Annotated in this window: 27 protein-coding genes; 17 read left to right on the forward strand and 10 right to left on the reverse strand. The window is 65.5% G+C overall.

Annotation, left to right across the window (positions count from 1 at the left end; genetic code table 11):
* Positions 1-13: 13 nt before the first annotated feature.
* Positions 14-1,042, reverse strand: a complete 1,029-nt coding sequence (locus ACQPYR_RS11455) for an alpha/beta hydrolase (protein WP_433630923.1) — start codon at positions 1,040-1,042, stop codon at positions 14-16.
* 121 nt (positions 1,043-1,163) lie between these two features.
* Here ACQPYR_RS11455 and ACQPYR_RS11460 point away from each other — a divergent pair, with 121 nt between their 5' ends.
* Positions 1,164-2,204 (forward strand): hypothetical protein, encoded by a 1,041-nt coding sequence (locus tag ACQPYR_RS11460; protein WP_433630926.1) that lies wholly within the window; start codon positions 1,164-1,166, stop codon positions 2,202-2,204.
* Here ACQPYR_RS11460 and ACQPYR_RS11465 read toward each other — a convergent pair.
* On the reverse strand, positions 2,201-2,992 hold the full coding sequence (locus ACQPYR_RS11465) for an SAM-dependent methyltransferase (RefSeq protein WP_433630928.1): 792 nt from the start codon (positions 2,990-2,992) through the stop codon (positions 2,201-2,203). The two genes, ACQPYR_RS11460 and ACQPYR_RS11465, sit on opposite strands and share 4 nt — an antisense overlap.
* Positions 2,993-3,195: 203 nt before the next feature.
* On the opposite strand from ACQPYR_RS11465, the gene ACQPYR_RS11470 reads away from it, so the two are divergent.
* Both ACQPYR_RS11470 and ACQPYR_RS11475 read left to right on the forward strand, forming a co-directional pair.
* Positions 3,196-3,774, forward strand: a complete 579-nt coding sequence (locus ACQPYR_RS11470) for an RNA polymerase sigma factor (protein WP_433630931.1) — start codon at positions 3,196-3,198, stop codon at positions 3,772-3,774.
* Positions 3,764-4,030 (forward strand): hypothetical protein, encoded by a 267-nt coding sequence (locus ACQPYR_RS11475; protein ID WP_433630934.1) that lies wholly within the window; start codon positions 3,764-3,766, stop codon positions 4,028-4,030. Before ACQPYR_RS11470 ends, ACQPYR_RS11475 begins: the two co-directional genes overlap by 11 nt.
* Positions 4,031-4,079: 49 nt before the next feature.
* Here the strand turns inward: ACQPYR_RS11475 and ACQPYR_RS11480 are convergent, their stop codons facing one another.
* On the reverse strand, positions 4,080-4,493 hold the full coding sequence (locus tag ACQPYR_RS11480; protein ID WP_433630937.1) for a DUF5997 family protein: 414 nt from the start codon (positions 4,491-4,493) through the stop codon (positions 4,080-4,082).
* Between the two features lie 154 nt (positions 4,494-4,647).
* On the opposite strand from ACQPYR_RS11480, the gene ACQPYR_RS11485 reads away from it, so the two are divergent.
* Positions 4,648-5,559 (forward strand): LysR family transcriptional regulator, encoded by a 912-nt coding sequence (locus tag ACQPYR_RS11485; protein ID WP_433630940.1) that lies wholly within the window; start codon positions 4,648-4,650, stop codon positions 5,557-5,559.
* 40 nt (positions 5,560-5,599) lie between these two features.
* Here the strand turns inward: ACQPYR_RS11485 and ACQPYR_RS11490 are convergent, their stop codons facing one another.
* Positions 5,600-5,866, reverse strand: a complete 267-nt coding sequence (locus ACQPYR_RS11490) for a DUF2631 domain-containing protein (protein ID WP_063045832.1) — start codon at positions 5,864-5,866, stop codon at positions 5,600-5,602.
* Positions 5,867-6,027: 161 nt separating this feature from the next.
* On the opposite strand from ACQPYR_RS11490, the gene dxr reads away from it, so the two are divergent.
* The 5 genes from dxr to ACQPYR_RS11515 all read left to right on the forward strand — a co-directional run bounded on the left by dxr (position 6,028) and on the right by ACQPYR_RS11515 (position 12,704).
* Positions 6,028-7,167 (forward strand): 1-deoxy-D-xylulose-5-phosphate reductoisomerase, encoded by a 1,140-nt coding sequence (gene dxr / locus ACQPYR_RS11495; RefSeq protein ID WP_433630943.1) that lies wholly within the window; start codon positions 6,028-6,030, stop codon positions 7,165-7,167.
* Positions 7,168-7,358: 191 nt separating this feature from the next.
* Positions 7,359-8,561, forward strand: coding sequence for a M50 family metallopeptidase (locus ACQPYR_RS11500; RefSeq protein WP_433630945.1), 1,203 nt, complete (start codon positions 7,359-7,361; stop codon positions 8,559-8,561).
* A 181-nt stretch (positions 8,562-8,742) separates the two neighbouring features.
* Entirely contained in the window at positions 8,743-9,900 is a 1,158-nt protein-coding gene (gene ispG, locus ACQPYR_RS11505; RefSeq protein WP_433630948.1) for a flavodoxin-dependent (E)-4-hydroxy-3-methylbut-2-enyl-diphosphate synthase, read from the forward strand.
* Positions 9,901-9,988: 88 nt separating this feature from the next.
* On the forward strand, positions 9,989-10,852 hold the full coding sequence (locus ACQPYR_RS11510) for a GNAT family N-acetyltransferase (RefSeq protein WP_433630951.1): 864 nt from the start codon (positions 9,989-9,991) through the stop codon (positions 10,850-10,852).
* 64 nt (positions 10,853-10,916) lie between these two features.
* On the forward strand, positions 10,917-12,704 hold the full coding sequence (locus ACQPYR_RS11515) for a penicillin-binding transpeptidase domain-containing protein (protein WP_433630954.1): 1,788 nt from the start codon (positions 10,917-10,919) through the stop codon (positions 12,702-12,704).
* A gap of 8 nt (positions 12,705-12,712) precedes the next feature.
* Here the strand turns inward: ACQPYR_RS11515 and ACQPYR_RS11520 are convergent, their stop codons facing one another.
* Entirely contained in the window at positions 12,713-13,939 is a 1,227-nt protein-coding gene (locus ACQPYR_RS11520; RefSeq protein ID WP_433630957.1) for a BTAD domain-containing putative transcriptional regulator, read from the reverse strand.
* 154 nt (positions 13,940-14,093) lie between these two features.
* On the opposite strand from ACQPYR_RS11520, the gene ACQPYR_RS11525 reads away from it, so the two are divergent.
* On the forward strand, positions 14,094-15,209 hold the full coding sequence (locus ACQPYR_RS11525; protein WP_433630960.1) for a hypothetical protein: 1,116 nt from the start codon (positions 14,094-14,096) through the stop codon (positions 15,207-15,209).
* Here ACQPYR_RS11525 and ACQPYR_RS11530 read toward each other — a convergent pair whose 3' ends face one another.
* On the reverse strand, positions 15,210-15,716 hold the full coding sequence (locus tag ACQPYR_RS11530; protein WP_433635101.1) for a peroxynitrite isomerase: 507 nt from the start codon (positions 15,714-15,716) through the stop codon (positions 15,210-15,212).
* A 176-nt stretch (positions 15,717-15,892) separates the two neighbouring features.
* On the opposite strand from ACQPYR_RS11530, the gene ACQPYR_RS11535 reads away from it, so the two are divergent.
* Positions 15,893-17,197, forward strand: a complete 1,305-nt coding sequence (locus tag ACQPYR_RS11535; protein WP_433635102.1) for a TIGR03118 family protein — start codon at positions 15,893-15,895, stop codon at positions 17,195-17,197.
* A 60-nt stretch (positions 17,198-17,257) separates the two neighbouring features.
* On the opposite strand, the gene ACQPYR_RS11540 is transcribed toward ACQPYR_RS11535, so the two are convergent.
* Positions 17,258-17,602, reverse strand: coding sequence for a winged helix-turn-helix transcriptional regulator (locus ACQPYR_RS11540; RefSeq protein ID WP_433630963.1), 345 nt, complete (start codon positions 17,600-17,602; stop codon positions 17,258-17,260).
* A gap of 47 nt (positions 17,603-17,649) precedes the next feature.
* Between ACQPYR_RS11540 and ACQPYR_RS11545 the strand changes: the two genes are divergently transcribed.
* The gene (locus ACQPYR_RS11545) at positions 17,650-18,423 is read left to right on the forward strand and encodes an SDR family oxidoreductase (protein ID WP_433630966.1); all 774 of its coding nucleotides are present in this window, start codon (positions 17,650-17,652) and stop codon (positions 18,421-18,423) included.
* A gap of 222 nt (positions 18,424-18,645) precedes the next feature.
* Positions 18,646-19,083 carry a DUF4254 domain-containing protein gene (locus tag ACQPYR_RS11550; RefSeq protein ID WP_433630969.1) on the forward strand — a complete coding sequence of 146 codons (438 nt, stop codon included), beginning with the start codon at positions 18,646-18,648 and terminating at the stop codon, positions 19,081-19,083.
* Here the strand turns inward: ACQPYR_RS11550 and ACQPYR_RS11555 are convergent.
* On the reverse strand, positions 19,080-19,580 hold the full coding sequence (locus ACQPYR_RS11555) for a hypothetical protein (RefSeq protein WP_433630972.1): 501 nt from the start codon (positions 19,578-19,580) through the stop codon (positions 19,080-19,082). The two genes, ACQPYR_RS11550 and ACQPYR_RS11555, sit on opposite strands and share 4 nt — an antisense overlap.
* Before the next feature lie 407 nt (positions 19,581-19,987).
* On the opposite strand from ACQPYR_RS11555, the gene ACQPYR_RS11560 reads away from it, so the two are divergent.
* Together ACQPYR_RS11560 and ACQPYR_RS11565 are read left to right on the forward strand one after the other, a co-directional pair.
* Complete coding sequence (locus tag ACQPYR_RS11560) at positions 19,988-20,887, forward strand: ABC transporter permease (RefSeq protein ID WP_433630975.1); 900 nt, start codon at positions 19,988-19,990, stop codon at positions 20,885-20,887.
* The gene (locus tag ACQPYR_RS11565; RefSeq protein WP_433602131.1) at positions 20,884-21,708 is read left to right on the forward strand and encodes an ABC transporter permease; all 825 of its coding nucleotides are present in this window, start codon (positions 20,884-20,886) and stop codon (positions 21,706-21,708) included. The genes ACQPYR_RS11560 and ACQPYR_RS11565 overlap by 4 nt, the downstream gene beginning before the upstream one ends.
* Here the strand turns inward: ACQPYR_RS11565 and ACQPYR_RS11570 are convergent, their stop codons facing one another.
* Positions 21,709-22,569, reverse strand: coding sequence for a helix-turn-helix domain-containing protein (locus tag ACQPYR_RS11570; RefSeq protein ID WP_433630978.1), 861 nt, complete (start codon positions 22,567-22,569; stop codon positions 21,709-21,711).
* Positions 22,570-23,251: 682 nt separating this feature from the next.
* On the opposite strand from ACQPYR_RS11570, the gene ACQPYR_RS11575 reads away from it, so the two are divergent.
* The gene (locus tag ACQPYR_RS11575; RefSeq protein WP_433630981.1) at positions 23,252-23,533 is read left to right on the forward strand and encodes a hypothetical protein; all 282 of its coding nucleotides are present in this window, start codon (positions 23,252-23,254) and stop codon (positions 23,531-23,533) included.
* Positions 23,534-23,833: 300 nt separating this feature from the next.
* Positions 23,834-24,277: a DUF4254 domain-containing protein gene (locus ACQPYR_RS11580; RefSeq protein WP_433602134.1), complete on the forward strand. Its 444-nt coding sequence runs from the start codon at positions 23,834-23,836 to the stop codon at positions 24,275-24,277.
* Positions 24,278-24,512: 235 nt separating this feature from the next.
* Here ACQPYR_RS11580 and ACQPYR_RS11585 read toward each other — a convergent pair whose 3' ends face one another.
* A complete protein-coding gene (locus ACQPYR_RS11585; protein WP_433630983.1) occupies positions 24,513-24,707 on the reverse strand; it encodes a hypothetical protein in 195 nt (64 codons plus the stop codon).
* Positions 24,708-24,727 lie beyond the last annotated feature (20 nt).

Consider the following 24,727-nt stretch of genomic DNA (forward strand, 5'->3'; position numbering starts at 1 on the left):
CAAGCAGATCCAGCTATCCGACGGCCGACTTCATCCAGTCGATGACGGCGGCATGATATTGCGCGGTGTTCCGTGCGAGATTCACCGAATGTCCGCTGCCGGGCAGCACGAAGGTACGCAGCCGCGCGGCCGGACCGAAAAAGGCGGCCTCCGCGGCCTGCAGGGTCGTACTGTCGGCGCAGATCGCATAGGCGGGTCCGCACGACAACCGGTCCAAACTGCCATTGACGACCATGACCGGGGCGGTGATCGAGCTGGACATCCCTGGCAGGGTAGAGGTGAGGCCGTCGGGATATTCGGTGAGCGAGAAGGTCTCCTTCGTCGCCTCGTCGATCGCGAGCACCTGCGGATCATAATTATCCGGCCCGAAGAAGTCGCTGGCCCGGGTACCCGGACGGGTCACGAGATAGCCCGAATCGTATCCGCGGCTGGCGAATACGGGATCCTGCACGGCCTGGTAGTAGGTGCCGATCACGCCGAGGACATCCGGCACGCTCAGGGTGTGCGAATATCCGGTGAGCAGCACGCCGTCGACATCATGGTAGGTGGTGGCCTCCATGACCGATGTGCCGGAGCTCAGCGAATGACCACCGGTGACGACCTTGCCGAACGGCTGTGCGCCCGCGAGTCCGTGGCGCAGGGCCTGCACGATGTTGTGCAGGGCTTCGGCGGTGGCGGACGCGGTCAGTGACATGCTCGGCGGGCGGGTGCTCGCGCCGTTACCGAGTCGATCGGCCACCAGCGTCGCGTAGCCGGCTGTGTTCATCGCGCGCCGGAAGTTGTAAGTCTCTGGGGCGTAAGGGAAATCCCAGTAGGTGTGGTTGTAATTGGACCCCGCCATCAACACCATGACGGCGTCGGTCGGCCGGTCCGGCAGGCACAGGGTCGCGCCCAACGTCCCCTGCGGTACCGGGAAAGAGATCTCCTGACAACGGTCGGGCGAGGCGGCCGGATCAGCACTGGCCTCGCCCGGCACCACACCGAGCATTGTCGCCGCGGCGGTAGCGGCCACCAGCATTCGGGCGTAGAGCTTTTTCGTCACCGCGTTCCCTCCGAATGGGAAATGTCGTGCGCCGCGCCATCTTCTGGCGAATCACCATACCGCACATGAAGATCCGTAGCTATGGGGTTGCGTGATGAGGATGCGATCTACGATGCACGGCATGGGTTCGCGTGGTGTGCACTTTGTCGGCAGCTTTCCGGGTACGAGTACCGACGATGCGATGCGCGCGATGCTCGATGCCACGGGGCCGCGCCTACGCACGCTCCCGACTGGGGAAACGCGTCGCTACGAGTTCTACATCCAGCCGATCATCGAGGATCTGGTGGCGCAGGGCGCATTGGAAGTGAAGAAGCCGGGTACGTGGCGCTCGAGTCGAGAGCGGACCATCCATCGCGTTCCGACTGGTCGCGAGCTGACGGGCGACATGATGGAGCTCGGTTATCTCGCCGAGGCCCAGGAGGCGCTGCCGATATTCCAGGGTTTGCGTACGGCGCGCGAGCTGCCCGAACTCACTCTCCAGATCGGGATGCCGACCGATTTCACCCTGGCCTTCATCGCCATGGGCATTCCAGGTGTCCGGTCGCACCGCAAGGCATTCCGTGACGCGACCGTGCGCGATATCGCGGCCATCCACGAACTGGTCGGTACCGAGGACGTGGTCGTGCAATTGGAGGCGACCGCGGAAATGGTGCTCATGGCGAAGGCGCAGCCACTGCACCGACGGCTGGAGGCGGCATTGCGCCTCGGCGAGGGGATTGCGGCGCTGGCCGAATCCACCCCTGCGGGAACCAGATTCGGCGTGCACCTGTGCGTCGGAAGTATGCATAACAAGTCCCGGGCCAGCATGCGTGATCTGCGACCCTTCGTGGACCTGGCCAATTCCGTTGCCCGGCAGTGGCCTTCGGATCGCCCGCTGACCTATGTGCACGGTCCGCTTGCGGCCGGAGATATCCCGCCGTCGGCCGATCCCGCGTTCTACGCACCCCTCGCGGACCTGTCACTCGGCGCGGGCACCAACTTCTACGCGGGATTCGTCCACGACACTCCCACGGTGCCAGAGCAGGTCGAGACCTTGCGGTTGATCGAGAACGCGCTGAGTAGACCGGTGGACGGCGTCGCGAGTGCATGTGGACTCGGTCGCCGTCCGCGTCCGATCGCCGACGCGCTCGCGGCACGCGCCGATACGCTCGCCGCGACCTAGGGCTTGCGCCCGATTCCGCCCAGGATCACCAACTGCGTGCCGGGCAGGTCGTCGTCGAGCCATTCCTGCACCGGTACCAGACCGGGCTCGACCACCTCGAAACCGTCCAGGTAGGCGGCCACCGTCTCCGGTGTCCGGAATTGCACCTGTGCCGAGCTGCCGTCAGTGTCTGCGGTCGACCGCTCGACGAACTCCGGTTCCGTGTGGACGGATCCGTGGGTGAAGGCCAGCATGCTTCCCGGCGCCATTGCATCGCGCAAGCGCGCGATGATATCCGCCGGATGCTCATCGTCCATCACGTAATGCAGCACGCCGACGATCAGAATCGCTACCGGCTGGTCGAAATCGATCTGTCCTTCGGTCCGCGCCTTCTCGATGATCTCGTCCGTGCGGCGAATATCACCGAGTATCGATGTGACACCGGATGTGCCGGACAGCAGCGCGTTGGCGTGCACGTGCACGACCGGGTCGTAGTCGATCATCACGACGCGTGCCGAGGGGTCGACCTTCTGCGCTATTTCGTGCACGTTGGGCGAGATGGGGATTCCGGCACCGATATCGATGAACTGTCGAATCCCCTCCTCGGCCGCCTCTTCCACGGCGTTGAGCAGGAATTTTCGACTGAACCAGGCCGTCGTCTTGGTGTCCGGCGCGACCGCGAGCATGCGCTCGGCGACCCGCTGGTCCACCTCGTAGTTGTCTTTACCGCCGAGTAGATAGTTGTACACCCGAGCAGCGTTCGGCTTGGATGGATCGACGCGTACCGGCGCCCGATCGGCCTCAGCCACCGCACCTCCTTGATGCCACTCGGCACATCGTAACAACGTCTGGTCGTTTGTCCGCATGGATCGGGCTGCGGTGCTCGATCGCGGTGAATCCTTTGTGCGGGTTTACACCTCTCATACTTGTGTCGGCAACACGGTCGGCACGATATCGGGAGGTTTGTCGTGATCATAGCCGCGATTGTTGTTGGGGCGCTGCTCATTTGCGCGTGCAGCATTACCGTGCTGCGGCGGCGGAGCCGGTCGGAATGACCGAGGTGTGCTGGCCCGACGAACATCTCGTCGCCGCGGCGCGGGCGGGCGATATCGAGTCGATCACCTCGCTGGTGTCCGGGTCGCATCCGCATGTGCGGCGCTTCGCGTACTCGCTGTGCGCGACGCCGGAGGATGCCGAGGATGCGGCGCAGGAGGCGCTGATCATTCTGTACCGCAAGATCGGGACATTGCGGGCATCGGGTGCGTTGGCCTCGTGGATGTTTCGCATTGTGCGCAATGAATGTGTGCGGCAACTGCGGTTACGCGTGCGTCGGGCCGAACCGATGCCCGACTCGGCCATCGCATCGGCGGAAGAGGAGGCGCTCAGTCGCTGGGAGGCCGAGCGGGTGGCCGCCGCGATCGCCGCACTGCCCGGCGATCAGCGGCAGGTGCTGATCATGCGAGATGTGCAGGGCTACAGCGGTCGGATGGTCGCGGACCTGCTCGGGCTGAGTACCGCGGCCATGAAATCACGGCTGCATCGGGCGCGTGCGGCGGTGCAGGGGAGTTTGGAGGTCGGTAATGAAAGATGAGTTCGCCAGTGCGTCGCTATCGCGCCATTTGGCCCGTGGCGCAATCGGATTCGGCGCTGTGGTCGGTTCGTTCGCGCTGATGCCTGCGGTCGGCCCCGTCGGTCTGTTGCTCCTGCCGGTCGGTCTCGTCGCGCTGCGTGGCTGCCCGACCTGCTGGGCGATCGGCTTGCTCCAGACGCTGTCCCGCGGCCGACTGCAGCGCTCGTGCACCGACGGATCCTGCCAACTGGTCACCACGAAATCCGGTGCGACATAACCGCTTCCACCACTCGAATACAGCCGCACCCCAGTTGGGTGCGGCTGTTCTACGTGCGGTGCTTGGCGGGCCGGTTGGAAGCGGCGCGGCGTTCGGCCTGTTGGGTTTTGATGCGCTCGTTTTCCTTCAGCACCGCGGCGTAGTTCTCGCGTTCGCGGATCAGCCATTCGGGCGGGTCGGCGAGCAGGGCGGCGATTTCCTCGGCGTTCATCGCGTCCGAGACTTCGGCGCGGGCCAGGCCGGTATTGGAAACTCCGAGTTTGCGGGCGACGACATCGCGCGGGAAGGGGCCGGTCTTGCGCAGTTCGGTCAGCCAGGCCGGGGGATTGGTGCGCAACTCTTCGAGTTCGGCGCGGGAGATCGAGGAGTTGCGGAATTCCTCGGGCGTCGCCGGAAGGTAGATGCCGAGCTTGTTCGCCGCGGTCAGCGGCTTCATGGTCTGCGGTTTCTTATCCGGGCTCACCGGTACAGCCTAATGGTCACAGCCGGACGCAGTCCGCCCGCAGTCTGTTGCGCTCGGACGAGCGAATGCGAGGCCACCGCGTATCGGCCCCGTGTGTGCCCTCGGACCACCCGCCTCGCGAGTCGACAGCCCCGATGGCAATACCCTCGTACGAATGAACCCCGAGTCCATCGACGTGACCCGCCTGCGCTGGTTTGTCGCGGTTGCCGAGGAACTGCATTTCGCCCGCGCGGCGAAATCGCTGCACATTTCGCGGCAGAAGTTGAGTCACACGGTGATCGACTTGGAGCAAGAAATCGGAACGAAACTCTTTGTGCCCGGAGCGCAGCCGACGCAGCTGACCGAGGCCGGACAGCAGCTGCTGCGCGACGCCAGGGATATCATCGCGCGCACCGAGGAGAAGCCCGCGCCCGTGGCTGCCGAGGATGTGGCATTGCGAGTCGGCTTCGTACCTGGTGTGACGGTCTCCAAATGGACGCGGATCTGGAGTGAGCGGTTCCCGAACACCGCGCTCGAGATTCTCCCGATCCCGATGGCCGAACAACTCACCGCGCTGCGTGACGGGCGCGTCGACGCCTGTTTCGTCCGCTTGCCCATCGATCGTGAAGGTCTGAGCGCGATTCCGCTCTACCGCGAGCTTCCCGTCGTAGTGGTGCCCAAAGACCACACCCTGTCGCTTTTCGAACAGGTGGGCATGGGCGATCTGGAGGGTGAACGGATTCAGGACTCGAGCGATATCGATGCGATCGCGGGCACCATCGAATTGGTCGCGGCCGGTGTCGGCGTCGCCATCGTCCCGCATTCCATCGCGCGGCTGTACGCCCGCCGCGACCTCGTCTACCGGACGATGATGGGCGTCCCGGCCACGGAAATCGCCCTGGCCTGGCCGTCCGCACATACCACCGAACTGATCGAAGAGTTCGTCGGCATCGTGCGCGGCCGTTCGGAACGCAGCTCGCGAGCCCAGGCTCCGCGCAAGAAGACCGAGCCGAAGAAGGCCACTGCCAAGCGTTCGATCAAGAACGCCGGAGCCAAGAAAAAGCCCGCCAAGCGACGAGGGCGTTAGGCGGGCGAATCCCCGAGCGAGTCGATATCTTCGGTGTGGACTAGCGAGGCTTGCGGCGCAGGATCGAGTCGCGGATCATGATGCCCGCGATCACGGCGGCGAAACCGACCAGGAACACGTCTTCGATGTGGCCCTTGTGGTTGCCGATCGTCATGGCCAGCAGGATCACGCAGACGATCCAGCCCGCGACACGGAAGGTGCGGCGCGATTCCCCGCTCCAGCCCCATTCGGCGGACGGAACCTCGGCGGTATCCACGTGGGTGACGATTGCGCGGTCACTGGTGGGTTCGAGTTCCGTGGCGGCCACGATCGCTCCTTAGCTCGGTGTAAGCGTTGCTGCCGATATCGTGGCATACGACCGCTCGTCGTAGCCAGCAGGGCTGTGTTCGATCGGCGAGCGGCGCCCTATGCGGTTACGCAGGCTACCGCCTTCGGGCGCGTCGCTGGCCCCGCTGCCACAATGGGGCCGTGTCCGACATCGTGAGAGTCCTTCTGCTCGGCAGCACCGGTTCCATCGGTACCCAGGCGCTCGAGGTAATCGCCGCCAATCCCGACAAGTTCGAGGTGGTCGGCCTCGCCGCGCGCGGCGGCAATACCGAGCTGCTCGCGGCCCAGATGGCCGCGACCGGGACCCGCAATGTCGCGGTCGCCGATCCGGCCGCGGGCACCCGACTCGACCTGGCGCTGAGCGGGCCCAGCGCGGTCACCGAACTGGTGCGCCGCAGTGAGGCAGATGTCGTACTCAACGCACTGGTCGGTTCGCTCGGCCTGGAGCCGACCCTTGCCACCTTGCAATCGGGCACCCGACTGGCGCTGGCGAATAAGGAATCCCTCGTCGCGGGCGGCTCGCTCGTGACCCGTGCCGCGGCACCCGGGCAGATCGTGCCGGTCGACTCCGAACATTCCGCGCTCGCCCAGTGCCTGCGCGGTGGCCGGGCCGAGGAGGTGGACCGGCTGGTGCTGACCGCGTCGGGAGGTCCGTTCCGCGGCTGGACCACCGAAATGCTGGAATCGGTGAATCCGTCCGAGGCGAAGGCGCATCCGACCTGGTCGATGGGCCTGATGAATACGCTGAATTCGGCCTCGCTGATGAACAAGGGCCTCGAACTGATCGAGACGCATCTGCTGTTCGGGGTGCCCTACGACCGCATCGACGTCACGGTGCATCCGCAGTCGATCGTGCACTCCATGGTCACCTTCAAAGACGGCTCCACGCTGGCCCAGGCCAGCCCGCCGGATATGAAGCTGCCGATCGCACTTGCACTCGGCTGGCCCGATCGCGTACCGGGCGCGGCCGCCGCCTGCGACTTCAGCACCGCGTCGACCTGGGAATTCGAGCCGGTCGACAATGCGGTGTTCCCCGCGGTCGAGCTGGCCAGGCAGGCGGGCACCGCGGGCGGCAGCGTCACCGCGGTCTACAACGCGGCGAATGAGATTGCGGTGCAAGCCTTTTTGGACGGGATCATCCGCTTCCCGGATATCGTGCGCACCGTCGCCCGCGCGGTCGAGGCGGCCGATCGGTGGCGCGCCGAACCGGAGACATTGCAAGACGTACTCGCCGCCGATACCTGGGCCCGCGACTACGCGCGCACCCTCGTCGATCGCTGATAGAACCGTATCGGGCGCGCCGCAGGACGGCGGCCTGGCAGACTTACCCGAGAGGGTTGGTCGGCATCCGGTTACTGTGGTCGGGGTGCCCGCGGCGCGGACGGACGCGCCTTTGCGGGTAATCGCGGCCGCTGCGGGCGGCCGCACTTCATTCGAGGCGAGCTGCGCAACGCAGGAGGGCTGTACAGCAAATGGTGTTCGCGTTGGGGTTCGTACTGTTCGCCCTCGGCATCACGATTTCGATCGCGCTGCACGAATGCGGGCATATGTGGGCCGCCCAGTCCACCGGCATGAAGGTGCGGCGCTATTTCATCGGCTTCGGTCCCAAGATTTTCTCGTTCCGGCGCGGTGAAACCGAATACGGTCTCAAGGCACTCCCGCTCGGCGGCTTCTGCGATATCGCGGGCATGACCGCATTGGACGAACTCGCGCCCGAGGATCTCGACCGGGCGATGTACCGCCAGGCCACCTGGAAGCGCCTGGTCGTGATGTTCGGCGGGATCGCGATGAACTTCGTGCTCGGTTTCCTGCTGCTGGTCGTGCTCGCCATCGGCTGGGGACTGCCGCGTTTCGACCAGCCGCCCGCGACCACCATCGGCGCGATGAAATGTGTCGCCCAGCAGAATCCGGACAAATCGCTGGCCGACTGCCAGGGCACCGGACCGGCGCAGCAGGCCGGCATGCAGCGCGGTGACGTGGTCAAGGCCGTCAACGGCGTGAAGGTGACGACGTGGCAGCAGTTCACCGCCGAAACCCAGAAGCAGACCGGCCCGTTCACTTACACCATCGAGCGGGACGGTCGGACCAGGACCATCGAGGTCACTCCGGAGCGCGTCACCCGCTATCCCGATGACGGCGGGCCGGGCCGCGAGGTCAGTGCGGTCGGTGTCGGTTCGGAGTACTACGAGCCGCTGAAGTACAACGCGCTGGCCGCGATTCCGGCCGCGGGCGCCTACACCGGGCAGATGTTCGTGCGCACGGTGGAATCGCTGGCCCAGATGCCGCAGAAGGTTTCCGCGCTGTGGACCGCGGTGACCGGTGGCGAACGCGATCCGGAAACCCCGGTCAGTGTCTACGGCGCGAGCAAGATCGGCGGCGAGACCGCCGAGCGCGGCCTGTGGGGCGTATTCATCCTGGTCCTGGCCAGCCTGAACTTCTTCCTCGGCGCGTTCAACCTGCTGCCGCTGCTGCCGCTGGACGGCGGCCATATCGCGGTGGTGCTCTACGAGAAGGTCCGCAATACCGTCCGCGGCTGGAAGGGACTGGCACCGGGCGCTCCGGTCGACTATTTGAAACTGCTTCCGGTGACCTACGTCGCAGTGGTGATCGGCGGTGCGTATATGGTGCTCACGCTGGTCGCCGACATCGTGAATCCGATCCAGTTGTTCCGCTGACGCGCTAACCTGTCGCGGTTGTTCCGCGATAACCACCGCGTACGCCGGATTGCTGGCATTTCGGGACATCTGTGTGTCATGACTCATGTCATGGCTGTCACAGGGTGGGCAGCCGCAACACGCGGCTATCCTCGGTAGGCGAACGGCCCGAAACAGTACGCACGAAAGTAGGCAGCCGAAAGTGACCAGCACAATCGGATTGGGGATGCCGACCGCACCCGCGGCCGTTCTCGCGCCTCGCCGCAAGACCCGCCAATTGATGGTGGGCAATGTGGGCGTCGGCAGCGATCACCCGATTTCCGTGCAGTCGATGACCACCACCAAAACCCACGACGTCAACGCCACCCTGCAGCAGATCGCCGAACTGACGGCCTCGGGCTGCGATATCGTGCGCGTCGCCTGCCCGCGTCAGGAGGACGCCGACGCATTGGCGACCATTGCGCGCAAGAGCCAGATCCCGGTCATCGCGGATATTCATTTCCAGCCGCGCTATATCTTCGCCGCCATCGATGCGGGTTGTGCCGCGGTGCGCGTAAACCCGGGCAATATCAAGGAATTCGACGGCCGGGTCGGCGAGGTGGCCAAGGCCGCAGGCGCCGCCGGCATCCCGATTCGCATCGGCGTGAACGCCGGTTCGCTGGATAAGCGGATGTTGGAGAAGTACGGCAAGGCGACCCCAGAGGCGCTGGTCGAATCGGCGCTGTGGGAGGCGAGCCTGTTCGAAGAGCACGGCTTCGGCGATATCAAGATCTCGGTCAAGCACAACGATCCGGTGGTCATGGTCGAGGCCTATCGCCAGTTGGCCGCGCAGTCGGACTACCCGCTGCACCTCGGTGTGACCGAGGCCGGTCCGGCGTTCCAGGGCACGATCAAGTCCGCCGTCGCATTCGGCGCGCTGCTGTCGGAGGGCATCGGCGACACGATCCGGGTATCGCTGTCCGCGCCGCCGGCCGAGGAGGTCAAGGTCGGCGGGCAGATCCTGCAGTCGCTGAACCTGCGCCCGCGCAAACTCGAGATCGTCTCCTGCCCGTCCTGCGGTCGCGCCCAGGTCGATGTTTACACCTTGGCCAATGCGGTGAGCGCCGGTCTGGAGGGCATGGAGGTGCCGCTGCGGGTGGCCGTGATGGGCTGCGTGGTCAATGGTCCGGGTGAGGCGCGCGAGGCCGACCTCGGTGTCGCCTCGGGCAACGGCAAGGGCCAGATCTTCGTCAAGGGGCAGGTCATCAAGACCGTGCCGGAGGCACAGATCGTGGAGACCTTGATCGAAGAGGCCATGCGCATTGCCGAAGAGATGGGCGAGACCGAAGGCGCGGGCGAACCCGTCGTCACCGTCGGCTGACCTTGCGAGCGACCCGCAAGCGGTCGTTACGGGCGGGAGTTCCCGAGTAGCCGTACCACAGTCGACCGATTCGTGGCAGGCTGTCGATGTGCGGAGTCTGCTGGAGCCGGCGCGACGGGCCAAGGATGCCCCGGCGCGTCAGCTCGCGAATCGGGATCTGGCACAGGTGCTGCGGGTGCTGGATAGCGATCCGATCGCCTCGTGCATGGTGGCGGCGCGGTTACAGGAATTCGGCTTGGATACCGGCGTCGGACACGGTGAACTGTGGAGTCGGGGTGGTCCGTCGGAATCGCTGTGCTTCTCGGGTGCGAATCTGGTGCCCTTGCGCGGTGACGAGGACGCGTTGCGCGCCTTTGCCACTCGGGCGATCCGCTGGCCCCGGGTGTGTTCGTCGGTGGTCGGGCGTCAGGAATTGACGCTGCCGCTGTGGGAGATGCTGTCCGCGCATTGGGGACCGGAACGCGAGCTACGCGGTGCGCAGCCGCTGCTAGCCCTCGGCCAGCCCGCGCTTGCCTCCGCTGACGCGCAGGTCCGCCGGGTTCGGCCGGATGAGTTGGAGCGCTATCTCGCCGCGGCGATCGCCATGTTCATCGAGGAGGTCGGGGTGGATCCCCGCGCCGGTGACGGCGGCCGCGGCTATCGGCGCCGGATCCAGAGCCTGATCGAATCCGGCCGCGCCTGGGCGCGTTTCGAGGACGGCGAAGTGGTGTTCAAGGCCGAGGTCGGATCGCTGTCCCGGCGGACCGGGCAGATCCAGGGTGTGTGGGTACATCCGCAACGTCGCGGCGCCGGTCTCGGCACCCGCGGTACCGCCGCCGTGGCGAATGCGGTGGTGGCCTCGGGCCGCACCGCGAGCCTCTACGTGAACGACTACAACAGCATCGCCCGCCGGGCCTACAGCCGGGTCGGATTCCGGCAGATCGCCACCTTCGCGACCGTGCTGCTCGACTGAAGGCGGCACCGAACATCGGTGTGCCACAGCCGTTTGCTCGCGGTTGACTATACGATCGGTCCCGATGTCGACTCGCATGCTCATTACGCTGGCCGTCGCGGCTTTCGCGGCGGCGGGATCCGGCTGCTCGGCCGATCCACAGGGACCGGTGCCCGTGGCCGATGCCTTCCTTGCCGCCTTCGCCGGCCACGACATCGAGGCCGCGGCCGAACTCACCGGTCAGCCCGAGAAGGCAACCGCCGCACTGCGTTCCGCATGGGACGAGTTGCAGGCCGACAAGTTGACCGCGCATACCGGCGCGGCCAGGGTCACCGGCGACACCGCGACCGTCGAATACACCTACGAGTGGCGCCTGCCCAAGGACCGGATCTGGAAATACACCGGCCAATTGCAGATGGGCCGCAGTGACGGCCGCTGGATGGTGCGCTGGACCTCCGCCGATATCCACCCCAAACTCGGCGCCACCCAGACCATGGCACTGCGCGCCAACCCGGCCCCGCGCGCCAGGGTGAACGAGCAGTCCGGCAGCGATGTGCTGGTGCCGGGCAAGGTATCTCGGGTCGCGTTCACCGTGGCCTCCGCACCGGATCCGGGTTATACGGCGACCTCGCTGGCGGCGGCCTTGCACCGCTTCGACGACCGGCTCACCCCTGAGGCGATCCTGAGCGCGGCGTCCGCCGCCAAGGGTGAGTACACCGTGGCGCTGTTGAGCGAGTACGAATTCGACCAGGTGAGTGGAGATCTCATCGGTCTGCCCGGGGTAACGCTGACCCAGCAGTGGGATATGGTCCCCACCGACCGGGATTTCGCACCCGATCTGCTCGCGCAGGTGCGCAAGACGGTGATCGCCGAGGTGGACGGCAAGGCGGGCTGGAGCGTTGTCACCATGAACGCCAACGGCGCCGATACCGACGTACTCACCGAGGTGCCCGCACAACCCGCCCCGTCGTTCTCGCTCAGCATCGACCGCAATGTGCAGAACTCCGCACAGCGTGCCGTCAGCGGCCGCGAGGAGCAGACCATGATGGTGGTGCTGCGGCCGTCGACCGGCGCGCTTCTCGCTGTCGCACAGAACAGGGCGGCCGACCGTGCCGGTCCGGTGGCCACCATCGGCCAGTATCCGCCGGGCTCGGTCTTCAAGACGGTGACCGCGGCCGCGGCGATGTCGCTCGGAAAGGCCACGCCCGAAACGGTTTTGCCGTGTCCGAGCCGAATTGTCATCGGGGAGCGGACAATTCCGAACTACAACCTATTCCAACTCGGTGACGTACCGATGGCCACCGCCTACGAGCGGTCCTGCAATACCGCATTCGCGAAGTTGGCCAGTGACCTGCCCAGCGACGCGCTGCACGATACCGCCGCGAAACTTGGTGTGGGACAGGGTTATACGGTTCCGGGCCTGCCGACCGAATCGGGTTCGGTGCCACCGGCCGACGATATGATCCAGCGTACCGAGGACGGCATCGGCCAGGGCAAGGTGGTGGTGAGCCCGTTCGGAATGGCGATGCTGGCCGCGACCGTCGCGCACGGGTCGGCGCCGGTGCCGTATCTGATCGCCGGACGGACCACGGAGATCAAAGGCGACCGTCCGGCCATCGGGTCCGAGGTGATCGATGGTTTGCGCATGATGATGCGCAAAGTGGTCACCGGCGGCACCGCCGAACGCATTGCCGACCAGGGCGAGGTATACGGGAAGACCGGGGAGGCCGAGGTCGACGGCGGCTCGCATTCGTGGTTCGTCGGCTATCGCGGGGATCTGGCCTTCGCGACCTTGCTGGTCAAGGGCGGCAGTTCGGACAATGCCGTCGCCGTGACGCGCGATATGCTCGCCGCCCTGCCCGCAGAGTACTGAACCCCGACTCAGTTGGTGCGACTGGTCGACTCCGGCGGGGCTCCGCGATCGGGCATCTCGTAACGCAGTGTGGTGGAACCGATTCGGATGACATCGCCGTGCGCGAGTGCGGTATCGGCACCGATCGGCACACCGTTGACGTAGACGCCGTTGGCCGAATCCCGATCCCGGATGAAGATCCGGTTCTCGCGCGGCACGATGCGCGCGTGCTTGCGGCTGACCCGGGCATCGTCGAGCACGATGTCGTTGTCCCATTCCCGGCCGATCCGCAGCCCGGTCGCCGGAATGGCGATCGCCTCACCGTCGCCGACCCGCAGCCAGGCCTGCCGCAGCACATCGGGCAGATCCCGCTTGGTCGCCCCGGGGGAGGAGGAGACCGCCGGCAGTGCCTGCTGGCTGCGGATCGCCGCCTCCAGTGCCAGGGTGCGCGGATCCGGGTCGATGCCCTGCTGGTCGGCTAGGTTGCGACGAATGCGCAGACAGGCGGCGAGTGCGTCGGCTTGGCGGCCCGCGCGGTAGAGCGCGGAGATGAACAGTCGCCAGAGCCGCTCGTTCACGGCGTGTTCGGTGGTCAGTGCGGTCAGTTCGCCCAGGACAGCGCCTTCGCGCCCGCATGCGATATCCGCGTCCAGGCGATCGGCGATGGCATTCAACCGGCGCTCGTCCATATCGGTGGCGAAATTGTCGGCGAAACGCAGCCCGCGTAGTCCGGCGACCGCCTCACCACTCCACTGCGCGAGCGCGTCGGCGAAACATTCAGCCGCGGTTTCCAGATCGCCGGTGGTGAAGGCCAGCGAGCCCTGGGTCCTGGCCCGCTCGAAGCGGCCGACATCGCATTGATCCTCGCCGATATCGAGGAGGTATCCGGCGTGCACGGTGCGCAGGATGGCCCGGTCGTCGACCCCGGCCGAACGCAGCACGGTGCGCAGATTCGAGACGTAGGCGTAGAGGCCGTCGACGGAGCGATTCGGCATCTCCTCTTCCCAGATGCTGTTCGCCAGCGCGGTTTTCGCGACGGCATTGCGGCGGTTGATGACGAGCATGGCGAGCAGCGCGCGAAGTTTGGCGCCGGGCAACGGTATCGCTCGAGCATCGACCAGCAGGCGCACCGGTCCGAGCACTCGAAGATCGAGCGCCGGTCGATTCGAGCCCGCAGAGCCCACCAGATTCCCTCCGAACGCAACTGCTTCCGGACCGCCGCTGCCCCACGGCTGTTTCGCCGACGGAAGCGTCACGCGATGGAATTCAGCATACGCACCGATGGCACGCCGTGCCCGTCGCGACTACGCCGTCGGCGAAATGACTACGCGCCGTGCCGGATTCGGATCGATAATGTGATCGTCCACCGCCGGGGTGGACATTGTCGGCGATCTTGTTGGAGTTGACCGGATGGAAGATGTACTGCTGACCCCGCCCGATGCGGCCGAAGTTGAGCTGCTGGCCAGCGGTGTGGTCGCCGCGGCAGCCGGCGCGGACGGGCTGACCCCGCTGCAGCAGTTGCTGATTCCGTCACTGTTCCTGTCGATGACCGGACATCGAGTCGACTTGGAGACACTGCCGACCGTCGATGCCGAGAGCTTCGCGGTCGGGCTGGCCCGGCGCAATCGGATCTTCCGGGAGCGGATCGTGCAGACGATGTTGCTGTCCGCGCTGGTGGTGCGGCCGTTGCCGCCCGCGGTCGCGACCAAACTGCGGGAGTTCGCCGACGCGCTCGAGGTCGACGACGAGATGATCGCGGTGGCGCAGAAATATGCCGAAGGTGCGATCGAACTCGCCGCGGTCGACTTCGACCGCAACGGTTATCTCGGCGGGCTGGATCCGAGCCGGTTGACCGCGCTGCACACCGAAAGTTTGGATTCGTCCTGGGGGCAGGTCAGCGATGATCCGGCGTTGGCGGCGCACTGGGCTACTCTGCGCGAGTTGCCCGTAGGTACGCTCGGCCGCGGCGTCTCCGACTTCTATGCCGACCGTGGCTTCGTCACGCCCGGTCTGCCGGGTTCCGCGCCGCCGCTGCTCGCCCAGCACGACTGGGTGCATGTGCTCGCCGGATACGGCACCACGCTGGAAAACGAGATCGAGGTATTCGCATTCATGGCGCGCGCCAATGACGACCCGCGCGCGTTCAGCCTGCTCGCCATGGTGATTTCGCTCTTCGAAACCGGTTACCTACATGCCGGAGCGGGATTGTTCGAAGCCGATGAAGGGCATTTGCGCACCGCGGGCATGGCGACGCGCCTCGGCGACGCGATGCGACGCGGGGCGCTCACCCATGGCAGCCACGATTTCCTCGACCTGGACTGGTTCACGCTGGCCGATCGGCCGATCGCGGTGGTGCGCAACGAGATCGGATTGACCGCGAAGTCACACGAGGCCGTTGCGGCGGGTTCCGTCGGCGCTTGGGAGACGGGCGGTATCACGCCGTACCAACTGCATTCGGCCGAGGCCGCCGCTCGGGCCGCGGGCCGGCCGTATGTGCCCTGGCGTCCTGATCCGTCCCGCGACTGATCAGGCGCGGTGCAGCGTCGCCGCGAGGTGGTGGGTAAGTGGTTCGCCGACCGCGGCCATGCGCAGGGTGTAGTCGATGGTGTCCCCGGCCAACTTGATCGAACGGCCGAGGGCGGTCACCACTTTCGCCGTACTGCTGCGGCCGATGCTGGTCGATTCGAATTCCATCTGCAGTTCACCATCGATGATGGTGAGGCTGCCCTCACAGATCTCGGTGATGCCGGTCGGGTGGGCCAGGATCAATTCGACGTGATCCGGGCGCGGGCACCGCAGATAACCGGTTTCGGCATGCATCGGTCGGCTGCCGTCGGCCGCGCGGGTGCGCTGCCGGTAGGTGAGGAACGGTCGGCCGAGGTGGCCGAACTTGATTTCTTCGACATAGTCGAATGACTCGATGGTCGGGTACTCGCCGTGCCCTGGTCCGCGCCATGTGCCGAGCAATGGAGCGAGCGGAGCGATATCCGGATGAGGGGCGACGGAAGGTTGGGGGGCGACCACGCGCGACAGCTTAAACCCGTCGGATTCGGGACGTTCCGATACGGTCGAAATTCTTGCAAGCTAAGGTTAGCGTCGCCTAATCGCCAAATGAGGGTTGCGAGTGGCTGGAAAGGACGAAGAAGTTGAACGCACGCCTTAGTGAATCGCGCCGCAACGGTGCCTGGTGGTCGCGCGCCCGCAACGGTCTGCTGCGCGCCTCGGTGCTCGGCGCTGCCCTGGTCGTGGCCGCGGCATGCTCGGATTCGAAGTCGTCTAACGATGAAGTGCCTGCCCTCGACGGCAACCACTACGCGCAGACCAACCTCGCCGCCAACACGGCCGAATACAAAGCGCAGTACACCTTTCCGGATATGGTGAACGCGTGGGGCCTAGCCGATCGCCCGAAGGGCGCGGGCGGGCACTTCTGGGTCGGCGCGGGCGGTAAATCGTTCCAATTCGTCGGCGATGTCAGCGCGTCCGCGGATCCCAAGGTGCAGAAGCTGTTCCAGGATCCGCTGAAGATCGTCACGGTTCCGGGTGCGGATGCCGACACCTCGGACAAGAGCAGCGGCAAGACCACCGGCGTCGTGTTCAACGGCGCTCCCATCACCTCCGATCTGTTCGTCGTGCGCGACCAGCCGGTGGACGTCGACGGTGCGCCGGTGCTGCTGACCGGTTCGTCGCGCTTCATTTTCGCCACCGACTCCGGCAAGATTTCGGCCTGGACCGAGCAGGGGCCCGAGGGCGCGATCATCCGGCACGACGGTCCGGCGAATCTGGTCTTCGACGGCGAGTCCCAGGGCATGGCGTTCTTCGGCATCGCACTCGCTCCCTCCGGTGACAAGCTGCTCGCCGCCGACTTCGGCGAGAACCCGCAGGTCCGCACCTTCGACAAGGACTGGCAGCTGATCCCGACCGTCGGCTTCGCCAACCCCTTCGCCACCGGCGACCAGATCGACGCGGCCGCCCCGGATAAGGGCAAGAAGGCCAAGCCCGGCGATCCCGCCCCGTTCAATGTGACCACCGTCGGCAACCGTGTATTCGTCTCGTACGCGGACACCAAGCCGGATGAGCAGGACGCGTCCAAGTTCGACAAGGCCGAAGAGGATTCGCTCGACAAGGACCAGGAGAAGGACGCCAAGGGCAAGCCCGCCAAGGGCAAGGTCGCGGAATTCGACGGCAGCGGCAAGCTGGTTCGCATCCTCGACGACGGCGGTCGCCTCAATGCGCCGTGGGGTGTCGCGGTGGCGCCCGCGAACTTCGGTCCGCTCAGCGGCAAGCTGCTCGTCGGCAACTTCGGTGGCCTCGGCCATGTGCTCGCCTACGACGACGCCACCGGCAAGTTCGTCGACTACCTGCGCGACGAGAAGGGCCAGCCGGTCGAGATCGCGGGTCTGTGGGCTCTGATGTTCGGCAATGGCGAGAGCCTCGGCGACGCCGACTCGCTGTACTTCACTGCGGGCCCGGACGACGAGAAGGAAGGTCTGTTCGGCAAGCTCCGCTTGAAGTAACCCTGTCCTAGGCGAAGGCGGTTCCCGGTAGTGCGCCGGGGACCGCCTTTGTCGTACGCACTACTCGGGATCGGGAGATGGCGGGGTCCATCGTTCGGACCAGCTCCAGAGTGGCCGCAGCGCGGCGGTGAGGTCGCGGCCCGCGGCGGTGAGTTCGTAGGTTTTGTCCGCGTTCTTGGTGATCACGCCCGCGGTCTGGAGGTGCTGCAGGCGGGTCGAGAGCATGCTCGACGAACAGTTGCCCATGCGGCGGCGCAGTTCGAGGAAGCCGAGGCGGCCGGGTTCCAACTCCCAGAGGACGCGCAGGATCCACCGTTGGCCGATGAGCTCCATGGTGGCCAGCATGGGCGCGTGCGCCGGGTCGTCTTGCCCGCGCGACGGCTTGGCTCCATTTGCACTTCTCATTTCGAACTACCATAGTGATTCTAAATTAGAAGCGTTGCTGTGGGCTGATGAACGAGAGGCAGATGGTGGGCGACTCGACGGAACGACGGATTGTGCTGATCACCGGCGCGTCGCGGGGGATAGGGGCCGAGACGGCGAAAGTGCTGGCGGCGGGCGGTGATCACGTGATCATCAACTATCGGGAGAAGCGCAAGCGCGCCCAGGCGATCGCCGATGAGATCGGCGCTGCCGGTGGCAGTGCCTCGATCGCCGGTGCCGATATCGCGGCTGCGGACGCCACGTCGGCGATGATCGCCGCTGTGGTGATGGAGTTCGGTCGGCTGGATGTGTTGGTGCTCAACGCATCCGGCGGTCTCGAGCGCAATGCCGCCCCCGATTACGCGATGGCGTTGAACCGTGACGCGCAGGTCCGTCTGGTGCGGGAAGCCTTGCCACACCTGCCGTCCGGCGGCCGGATCGTCTTCGTGACCAGCCATCAGGCCCACTTCCACGGCCGCAAACCCGTTCCGGCGGACTATGAGCCGATCGCCGCGAGCAAGCGTGCGGGTGAAGACGCCTTGCGCGCAATGATTCCGGAGCTGACCGAGCGTGGTATCGGGCTGAATGTGGTGTCCGGCGACATGATCGACGGCACGATTATTGTCCGCTTGCTGGAACGCCGTAATCCCGAGGCGGTTTCGGCTCGTCGCGATCACGGTGTACTGCCGACCATCGAGGCGTTCGCCGCCGTCGTCGGCGAGGCCGCAAGTGCCGCAGGCGAATCCGGTCGCACCTTCTATGTCGGTGGTCAGGATTATCTGGCGGAGGGCGTACCCACGTAGTCGAAGCCACGCGGTCGCTGATCATCGGACCATAGTTCGGGTTACTGTACATTTGCCACGGACGCGCCGGTCTGTAACAAATTGATATCGGCGTTTTCGATCGCGGTGGCGGATCTGGGTCGATAATCGAGGCGTGACGTGCGGTCGTGCGGTGCGGAAACGACATTGCTGGTCGGGAGGTTCGCCGAGGGTGGCGCGTTCCGGCGTCGGTGGGAGGCCCGGATGAGGAATGTCGGAAATAACCGGATGGTTCCGGGGCGGGATATGTTGCTGGCCGCATGCCGTGGGCTACCGCACGACGATCATCCGATGCTGGAGGCGGCGGGGGAGTTGGCGCAGCTGCACGAAATCCGCGAGCGGACGCCGGTGCGCGAGATCCCCAAGCTGGATCGGCGGCGCGGCCAACTGGTGCGGTCGATCGATATGTGGGTGACGCTGGCGATGCCGGTGCCGTGCTCCGAGGCGCAGTTGCACTCCGAAACCGTCGGCGAGATCGTGGATCGGCTGGCCAGCATGACCACACAGGCGTTCGTACCGCTGTCCGAGGCGCCGGAACCCGTCTTCTATGACGCGTGGCTGCAGCTCAACGAGCTGGCGGATAGCTATCAGGATCTCATCGACGGATTACGTGCGGGCACCCGCCGACTACCTGGTGGCTAGCGCCCGCGCCCGAAAAGTCGGAACGAACGCGCCGGGCGGCGCGGCAAGGTGGCGTAGACCATCGTCATATCGGCGAATACCTCCGCTTCCCGTTCGCGGTCGGCGCCGAAGTGCTCGCGGCCGAGTACATGCTTGATGGAGGACGATGAGATGGACGGCAGCAGTGCGGCCAGCGACGGTGTTATCGGCTCGCCTGCCTCCGTGCCTTCCTTGCCGTGCCCGAATAGCATGTGACCGATCTCGTGCAGGATGATGTGATCCGCATTGCGCTCGGTGGCGGACGCGTCGTAGACGATGATGTCGTCGTGACCGCGCGCGATCCAGAGTCCGCTGCCACGACACCCGAGGTCCGCGAGCGCGGCCGCGGGGATCGCCTGCAGCGAGATGGAACGACCACGGTGCGCGGCGACACTTGCGAGGTAGGCGGACAGATTCCAAGGACTGGGGAGGGGCACGGTCCGCGCTGCTTCACGGAAACGGGCTTCCATGCTGGTCATCGGGGCATACATTACTCACCCCGGGCACGGTAGTCACCTCGCGAATCGGACATCCCGTCGAAACCGATAGCGACACTGCATGATTCACGCACCCGTGAGACGCCGTTCTGCTCGGTCGGCAAAACACCTTGGTGGGATTCAGCGCCCCCTCGGAGTCGTCGTTGCGACACCCGGGGGCGGTATCGAAACGTCATCGGTGCGGCGAGATTGGACGACGAGCCGCTCGCCCGACGCGGTGGCGGCGCGCCCGATTTCGGTGGGCGGTGATGAGAGCGAGCGAGATCGATCATGCGATACGTACTCGAAGAGTGCGGAAAGCTGTACCGGCTGCGGCCGCGTGCGACATGCTGAGAACAGCCGGTTCCCCACCGACAAGCACGGTTGACGCGCAGGATGGGAGCGTGCAGATGAGCATCGGTAGCGACGCGGTATCGAGCACCGTTCAGCAGGAACGCGGCGACGGGGAAAACCGCCGCCTGAGCAGCGAGCGGCTGGTGGACGCGCCACCGCCGCGGATGGCGACGGTGGCGCAATGGTGGGCGCTGACCGCGCGCCTGGTCCGGCCGTCTTGGCGCAATGGTGAACTATTCACCGCGCTGCTCGCGCCAGTGGTCTTCACCGTCGGCTTCTACGTCCCGCTGAATCTCGTGATGTCGCTGAACCCGCTCCGGCGGGGCGGGCTGAGCAACTACGCGCAGTTCCTCATGCCCATGATCGCCATGCAGGCGATCGCCTTCTGCGCCATCACGGCCGCATTCCGAGCGGCCGCCGATGCCAAGGACGGGCTCAATGTGCGGTTCGGATCGATGCCGATGCTTTCGGCGGTTCCGCTGGCCGCGCGAGTCACGACCGCGCTGGGTCGGGCGGCGATCGCGCTGGGCGCAGCCCTCGTGTGCGGCCATGTGATCGGCTTCCGCTTCTATGGAAGCTGGTGGGACACAATCGGTTTCATCGCGTTCGCGATGCTGATCGGGCTGGCGCTGTGCCTGGGTGCCGATCTGCTCGGCAGTCTGACCAAGAGCCCGGAGGCGACCACCCAGGCGCTGATCCTGCCGCAGTTGATCCTCGGCATGGTGTCGAGCGGACTTTCCCCGGTCAGCCAATTCCCGCACTGGATCCAGGGGTTCGCACGTAACCAGCCGGTCTCGCAATACGTATACGGGCTGCGGGCGCTGGCCGGTGATCCATCGGGGCACGCGGGCGTCGTCGGCTGGTCGACCCTCGGGCCCGGGCTGGCCTGGATACTCGGCCAGGTCATTCTCTTCGGTGCGGGCGCGGTATTCGTCTCGATCCGGAGGTCGGCATGACCGAGGTACTGACTCCCACGGCGGAACTGCCCAAGGTCTACGGTCGCACCGAGACTTGGCGTCTGCTGATCCCGCAGACGATGATCCAGACCAAGCGGCTGCTGATGCGCTGGTGGCGTGATCCGCTGACCGTCGTGCAGTCGCTCGTCTTTCCCGCGCTCCTGCTGATCGTACTGAATACCGTTCTCGGAAAACAGATTTCGGAGTTCTCCGAGGTGAGTGCGCTGTACGGTTTCGTGCCGATGTCGGCGTTGGTCGGTGTGATGTCCGGTTCGGTGGCGGGTGCCATTACCCTCGGACGCGAGCGCGACGAAGGTCTGCTGGCCCGCTTCTGGGTGCTGCCGGTGCACCGCGCGTCCGGACTGATCGCGCGCATTGTCGCCGAAGGAATCCGGATTGTGCTGTGCACGGCGGTGATGTTCGCGGTGGGTGTGGCGCTCGGCTTCCGATTCCGGCAAGGGCTGCTCGCCGGTATCGCGCTGTTCGGGGTGCCGCTGCTGTTCGGCATCGCCTTCGCCACCGTGGTCACCGCGGTGGCCGTGTTCAGCGCGAAAGCCGCACTGGTGGAGGCTGTTTCGCTCGGATCATCGTTGATGATGTTCTTCAGTACCGGGTTCGTGCTGCTGATCGCCTATCCGCCGTGGGCCCAGCCGATTGTGAAGCATCAGCCGATGTCCTACGCCATCGATGCCATGAAGGGGCTATCCGTCGGCGGGCCGGTGCGCGATCCGCTACTGGCCACCATCGCCTGGTGTATCGGCGCGCTCGTAGTCTTCGCGATCCCCGCGGCGGTCGGCTATCGACGAGCCAGCCGCAGCTGATCAGTTCATCTCTTTGGAAGCCCTGTCGATCAGGGCCATGGAGTCGCGCGGACTGAGCGCCATGGCGCGCAACTGGTCGAAAATAATGCCGAAGCGGCGGATCTGGGGATGGCCCTCGATCAGCTGATCACCCGCGATGCCCTCGACGTACACCAGCTCCGGATCGGCCGGATCCTTGAAGTCCAGCAGCGTGAAGGATCCGGCCATGCCGGGGTGCACCCCCGCGCTGAACGGAAGTATCTGCAGGATGACGTTTTTCATCTGCGAATCATCGAGCAGCCGCTTCAGCTGTGCCTTCATGACATCGGGGCCGCCGACCATGCGCCGGATGGCGGCTTCGTCCAACACCACCCACAGTTCCAGCGGATCCGGCTTGGTGAGATGCATGGCCCGATCCATCCGCGCTCGCACATTGTGCGACACCGTGGCTCCGTCCAGCTTCGGCATATTGGTGTCGATGACCGCCTCGGCATAGTCCGAGGTCTGCAATAGTCCCGGAATGTAGGAGGTTTGGTAGTGCCGAGCTGAGAGCGCCTCGGATTCGAAGTTGATATAGGCCGCGTGCACCTCGGTCAGTGTCGCCTCGTATGGGCGGGACATGCCGGGCTTGAGTGCGTCCGAGAGAAGTTCGAGCGCATCGTCGCGCTGCTGTTCGGTGACGCCGTAGAGATCCAGCATCGCCATCAGCGTGCGCCGCTGCGGGCGCGCCTGCGCCGTCTCGATGCGGTACAGCGTGGTGATATTGATGCCGGTCTTGCCGCTGACGTCCTCTTTGCTGAGCCCCGCGTGTTCGCGCATCTCGGTCAGCAGCACCGAGAGCCGCCGCAATCCGGCGGTGAGGACTGTGCGCTTGCCTGCCATGACAACCCTTTCGCCCGGCGCACCCGTTAGCACTCTTGCGTACATGTCTGTAGTAAGTGCCCGCCACACACGCAAATATGCATTCGCAGCGTGGTCAGAGACTACCGCGCTTTGCAGCAACGAACTTCGGAGTTTTCGCTGCGATAGTCCCCTTGTCACGGTAGATCGCGGCTCGGTGGCCGGATCTATGGGTGCTCGTCCTTGTAGTCGCGGCACCGTCTTCACGAGACCGGGACGGGATCGACCTGGCGCGGCGACTGCGGGGTGGCGGTTTCGGATGGTGTGCTGCTGTGCGATGGTCCGATCGTCACCTCGGTGGGCGTGGCCGCGGGCATCAATACGGCACTCGCGCTCGTTGCGGATCACGGCGCCGAATTGGCTCGCGCATCGGCCGAACTCGGTTTCTGCGAATCAGGAGGCCCGACCAGATCAGGAGGTGAACCATGCCCGTTTCGCGCCGCACTGTCCTCGGGGTCGGATCTACGCTGCGGTGGTCAGGGAGACCGGCTGCGACACACCCGGATTCATTGTCATCGAGGTTGGCGCGTGCCGCACGGAATCGGTCGCCCGCGAACAGGGCTGCACGATATCGGCATCGCCGAAATAGCCCACGATGAACAGCGATTCGAAATGGATGGAGCGGATTTCGCCGCGAAGTTCCTCAAGGACCGCGGCCTCACCGATGAGCGGTTGGATATTGTGTGGGACGGAATCCCCGCGCATAACCGGACTCGGCGATTCGCCGATCTACCGGCGCCGGCGTCCGGTGGCGATCTGGATCGCGGTGTCGGGCACCGATATCGACGTGGCCGCCGGTCCGTCCGAGCTGCCGCCGGGTACGCCGATCGAATGCACCGCGCGTATCCGCGCCGGGGTGGCACGGGTGCTCGTCCACGCGCAGGCCGACGCCGATCCGAACAAGCGCCGCTGGGTGACCAGTTACCTCGGGACTCCCCGACCGTAGGCGGCGATCGCATACTGCCCACGCGCCGGACGATGGTGTGGCAAACTCTTGGCCACCGGTTCAGCTCCCCGCGGGTATCGCGCGTGAAAGTCGTTGTCACTAGCTGTCTGTGGGGTCGCTGCTCGGTGACCAGGTCGTTACCGCAGCAATGAGAACGCACTCTTGCGTTCTTGCATTTGTAAGAGCATGATCCAGCTACGCTAGTTGTGAAGCACCGATCCGATGACCGGGATAACCGAATCGAGAGCCAATCATGTTGGTACAAAGCGCGTTGGTGTCGGGTAAATTCGAGGTACGGCGATGAGCGCGCCTACGGTGGGGGTGTTGCCGACCGCTCCGCAGATATTGTGTGCATTTCAGGGACGACGTTTTCAAGATCGTGAATTACTACGTTCCGCACACGCCCTCGCCGAACTGCACGCACGCCGTGCCGAGGTTCAGGACATGAACCTGGTGGCCGAAATCGATTGCCGTCGTGGCGAGCTCGTCGACGATATCAATGAGTGGATTGCGCAGGAGATCCCGCAGCATCGCAATGGTGCTTCGCTACATACCGAGAGCCTCGGTGCGGTGGTGGATCGGATGGCGCGCAGTTGGGTGGATGCCAACACGGCCATCGATGTCGATGGCGCGCGTAGCGACAATACCCATAAACACTGGTACCACTTGGCGGAACTCGTCGACGGCTACACTGATCTGGTAACCGACGTGGCCGGTGGCCGCCGCCGTTTGCCTGAACAGTAAAGTCTCGACGGCGACTTCGTCCGCAATAGTGACACTGCCTCGACAGCGTTACTGCTCAATTGGCGACGTCCCGGGCCAGCGTTGTCCGACCAATGACCCGACCCGGACGCCAACGTCGCCGGCACAGTGACGGCGGGCGCAACGGGGCGCCCCGCCCGGCGTGCCGCGTGGTCGACTGGCGCGGCACGCCCGCCACGGAATTCTCCACTACTGGCGAATTCGACAGTGTCCGAACTCAATCGGCGACCATCCAGACCGCTGCCGCCGCAGCGCGAATATCGATCGTCTGGTGTGCGCGCAGTGCGCCGAGCAGTTCGACCCACGGCGCCGACCAGCCGAAGTGATTGCCGCACCGCTGGACGAGCATCACCGCGGCAAGCGGACCGGCCAACTCGCCGCTACAGGACAGGGCACCCGCGACGGCGAGCATTGTCTCCGGCCGAGCGTGCG

The organism is Nocardia sp. CA-120079, from assembly GCF_050955745.1.
Taxonomy (GTDB): Bacteria; Actinomycetota; Actinomycetes; order Mycobacteriales; family Mycobacteriaceae; genus Nocardia.

Bases quoted from the DNA above. Each gene is read 5' to 3' on its own strand.
- ACQPYR_RS11460 (WP_433630926.1), top strand. From the start codon at position 1,164: ATGGGTTCGCGTGGTGTGCACTTTGTCGGCAGCTTTCCGGGTACGAGT.
- ACQPYR_RS11475 (WP_433630934.1), top strand. From the start codon at position 3,764: ATGAAAGATGAGTTCGCCAGTGCGTCGCTATCGCGCCATTTGGCCCGT.
- ACQPYR_RS11485 (WP_433630940.1), top strand. From the start codon at position 4,648: ATGAACCCCGAGTCCATCGACGTGACCCGCCTGCGCTGGTTTGTCGCG.
- ACQPYR_RS11500 (WP_433630945.1), top strand. From the start codon at position 7,359: ATGGTGTTCGCGTTGGGGTTCGTACTGTTCGCCCTCGGCATCACGATT.
- ACQPYR_RS11515 (WP_433630954.1), top strand. From the start codon at position 10,917: ATGTCGACTCGCATGCTCATTACGCTGGCCGTCGCGGCTTTCGCGGCG.
- ACQPYR_RS11525 (WP_433630960.1), top strand. From the start codon at position 14,094: ATGGAAGATGTACTGCTGACCCCGCCCGATGCGGCCGAAGTTGAGCTG.
- ACQPYR_RS11540 (WP_433630963.1), bottom strand. From the start codon at position 17,602: ATGAGAAGTGCAAATGGAGCCAAGCCGTCGCGCGGGCAAGACGACCCG.
- ACQPYR_RS11545 (WP_433630966.1), top strand. From the start codon at position 17,650: ATGAACGAGAGGCAGATGGTGGGCGACTCGACGGAACGACGGATTGTG.
- ACQPYR_RS11550 (WP_433630969.1), top strand. From the start codon at position 18,646: ATGAGGAATGTCGGAAATAACCGGATGGTTCCGGGGCGGGATATGTTG.
- ACQPYR_RS11555 (WP_433630972.1), bottom strand. From the start codon at position 19,580: ATGACCAGCATGGAAGCCCGTTTCCGTGAAGCAGCGCGGACCGTGCCC.
- ACQPYR_RS11560 (WP_433630975.1), top strand. From the start codon at position 19,988: ATGAGCATCGGTAGCGACGCGGTATCGAGCACCGTTCAGCAGGAACGC.
- ACQPYR_RS11565 (WP_433602131.1), top strand. From the start codon at position 20,884: ATGACCGAGGTACTGACTCCCACGGCGGAACTGCCCAAGGTCTACGGT.
- ACQPYR_RS11570 (WP_433630978.1), bottom strand. From the start codon at position 22,569: ATGGCAGGCAAGCGCACAGTCCTCACCGCCGGATTGCGGCGGCTCTCG.
- ACQPYR_RS11575 (WP_433630981.1), top strand. From the start codon at position 23,252: ATGAGCGGTTGGATATTGTGTGGGACGGAATCCCCGCGCATAACCGGA.
- ACQPYR_RS11580 (WP_433602134.1), top strand. From the start codon at position 23,834: ATGAGCGCGCCTACGGTGGGGGTGTTGCCGACCGCTCCGCAGATATTG.
- ACQPYR_RS11585 (WP_433630983.1), bottom strand. From the start codon at position 24,707: ATGCTCGCCGTCGCGGGTGCCCTGTCCTGTAGCGGCGAGTTGGCCGGT.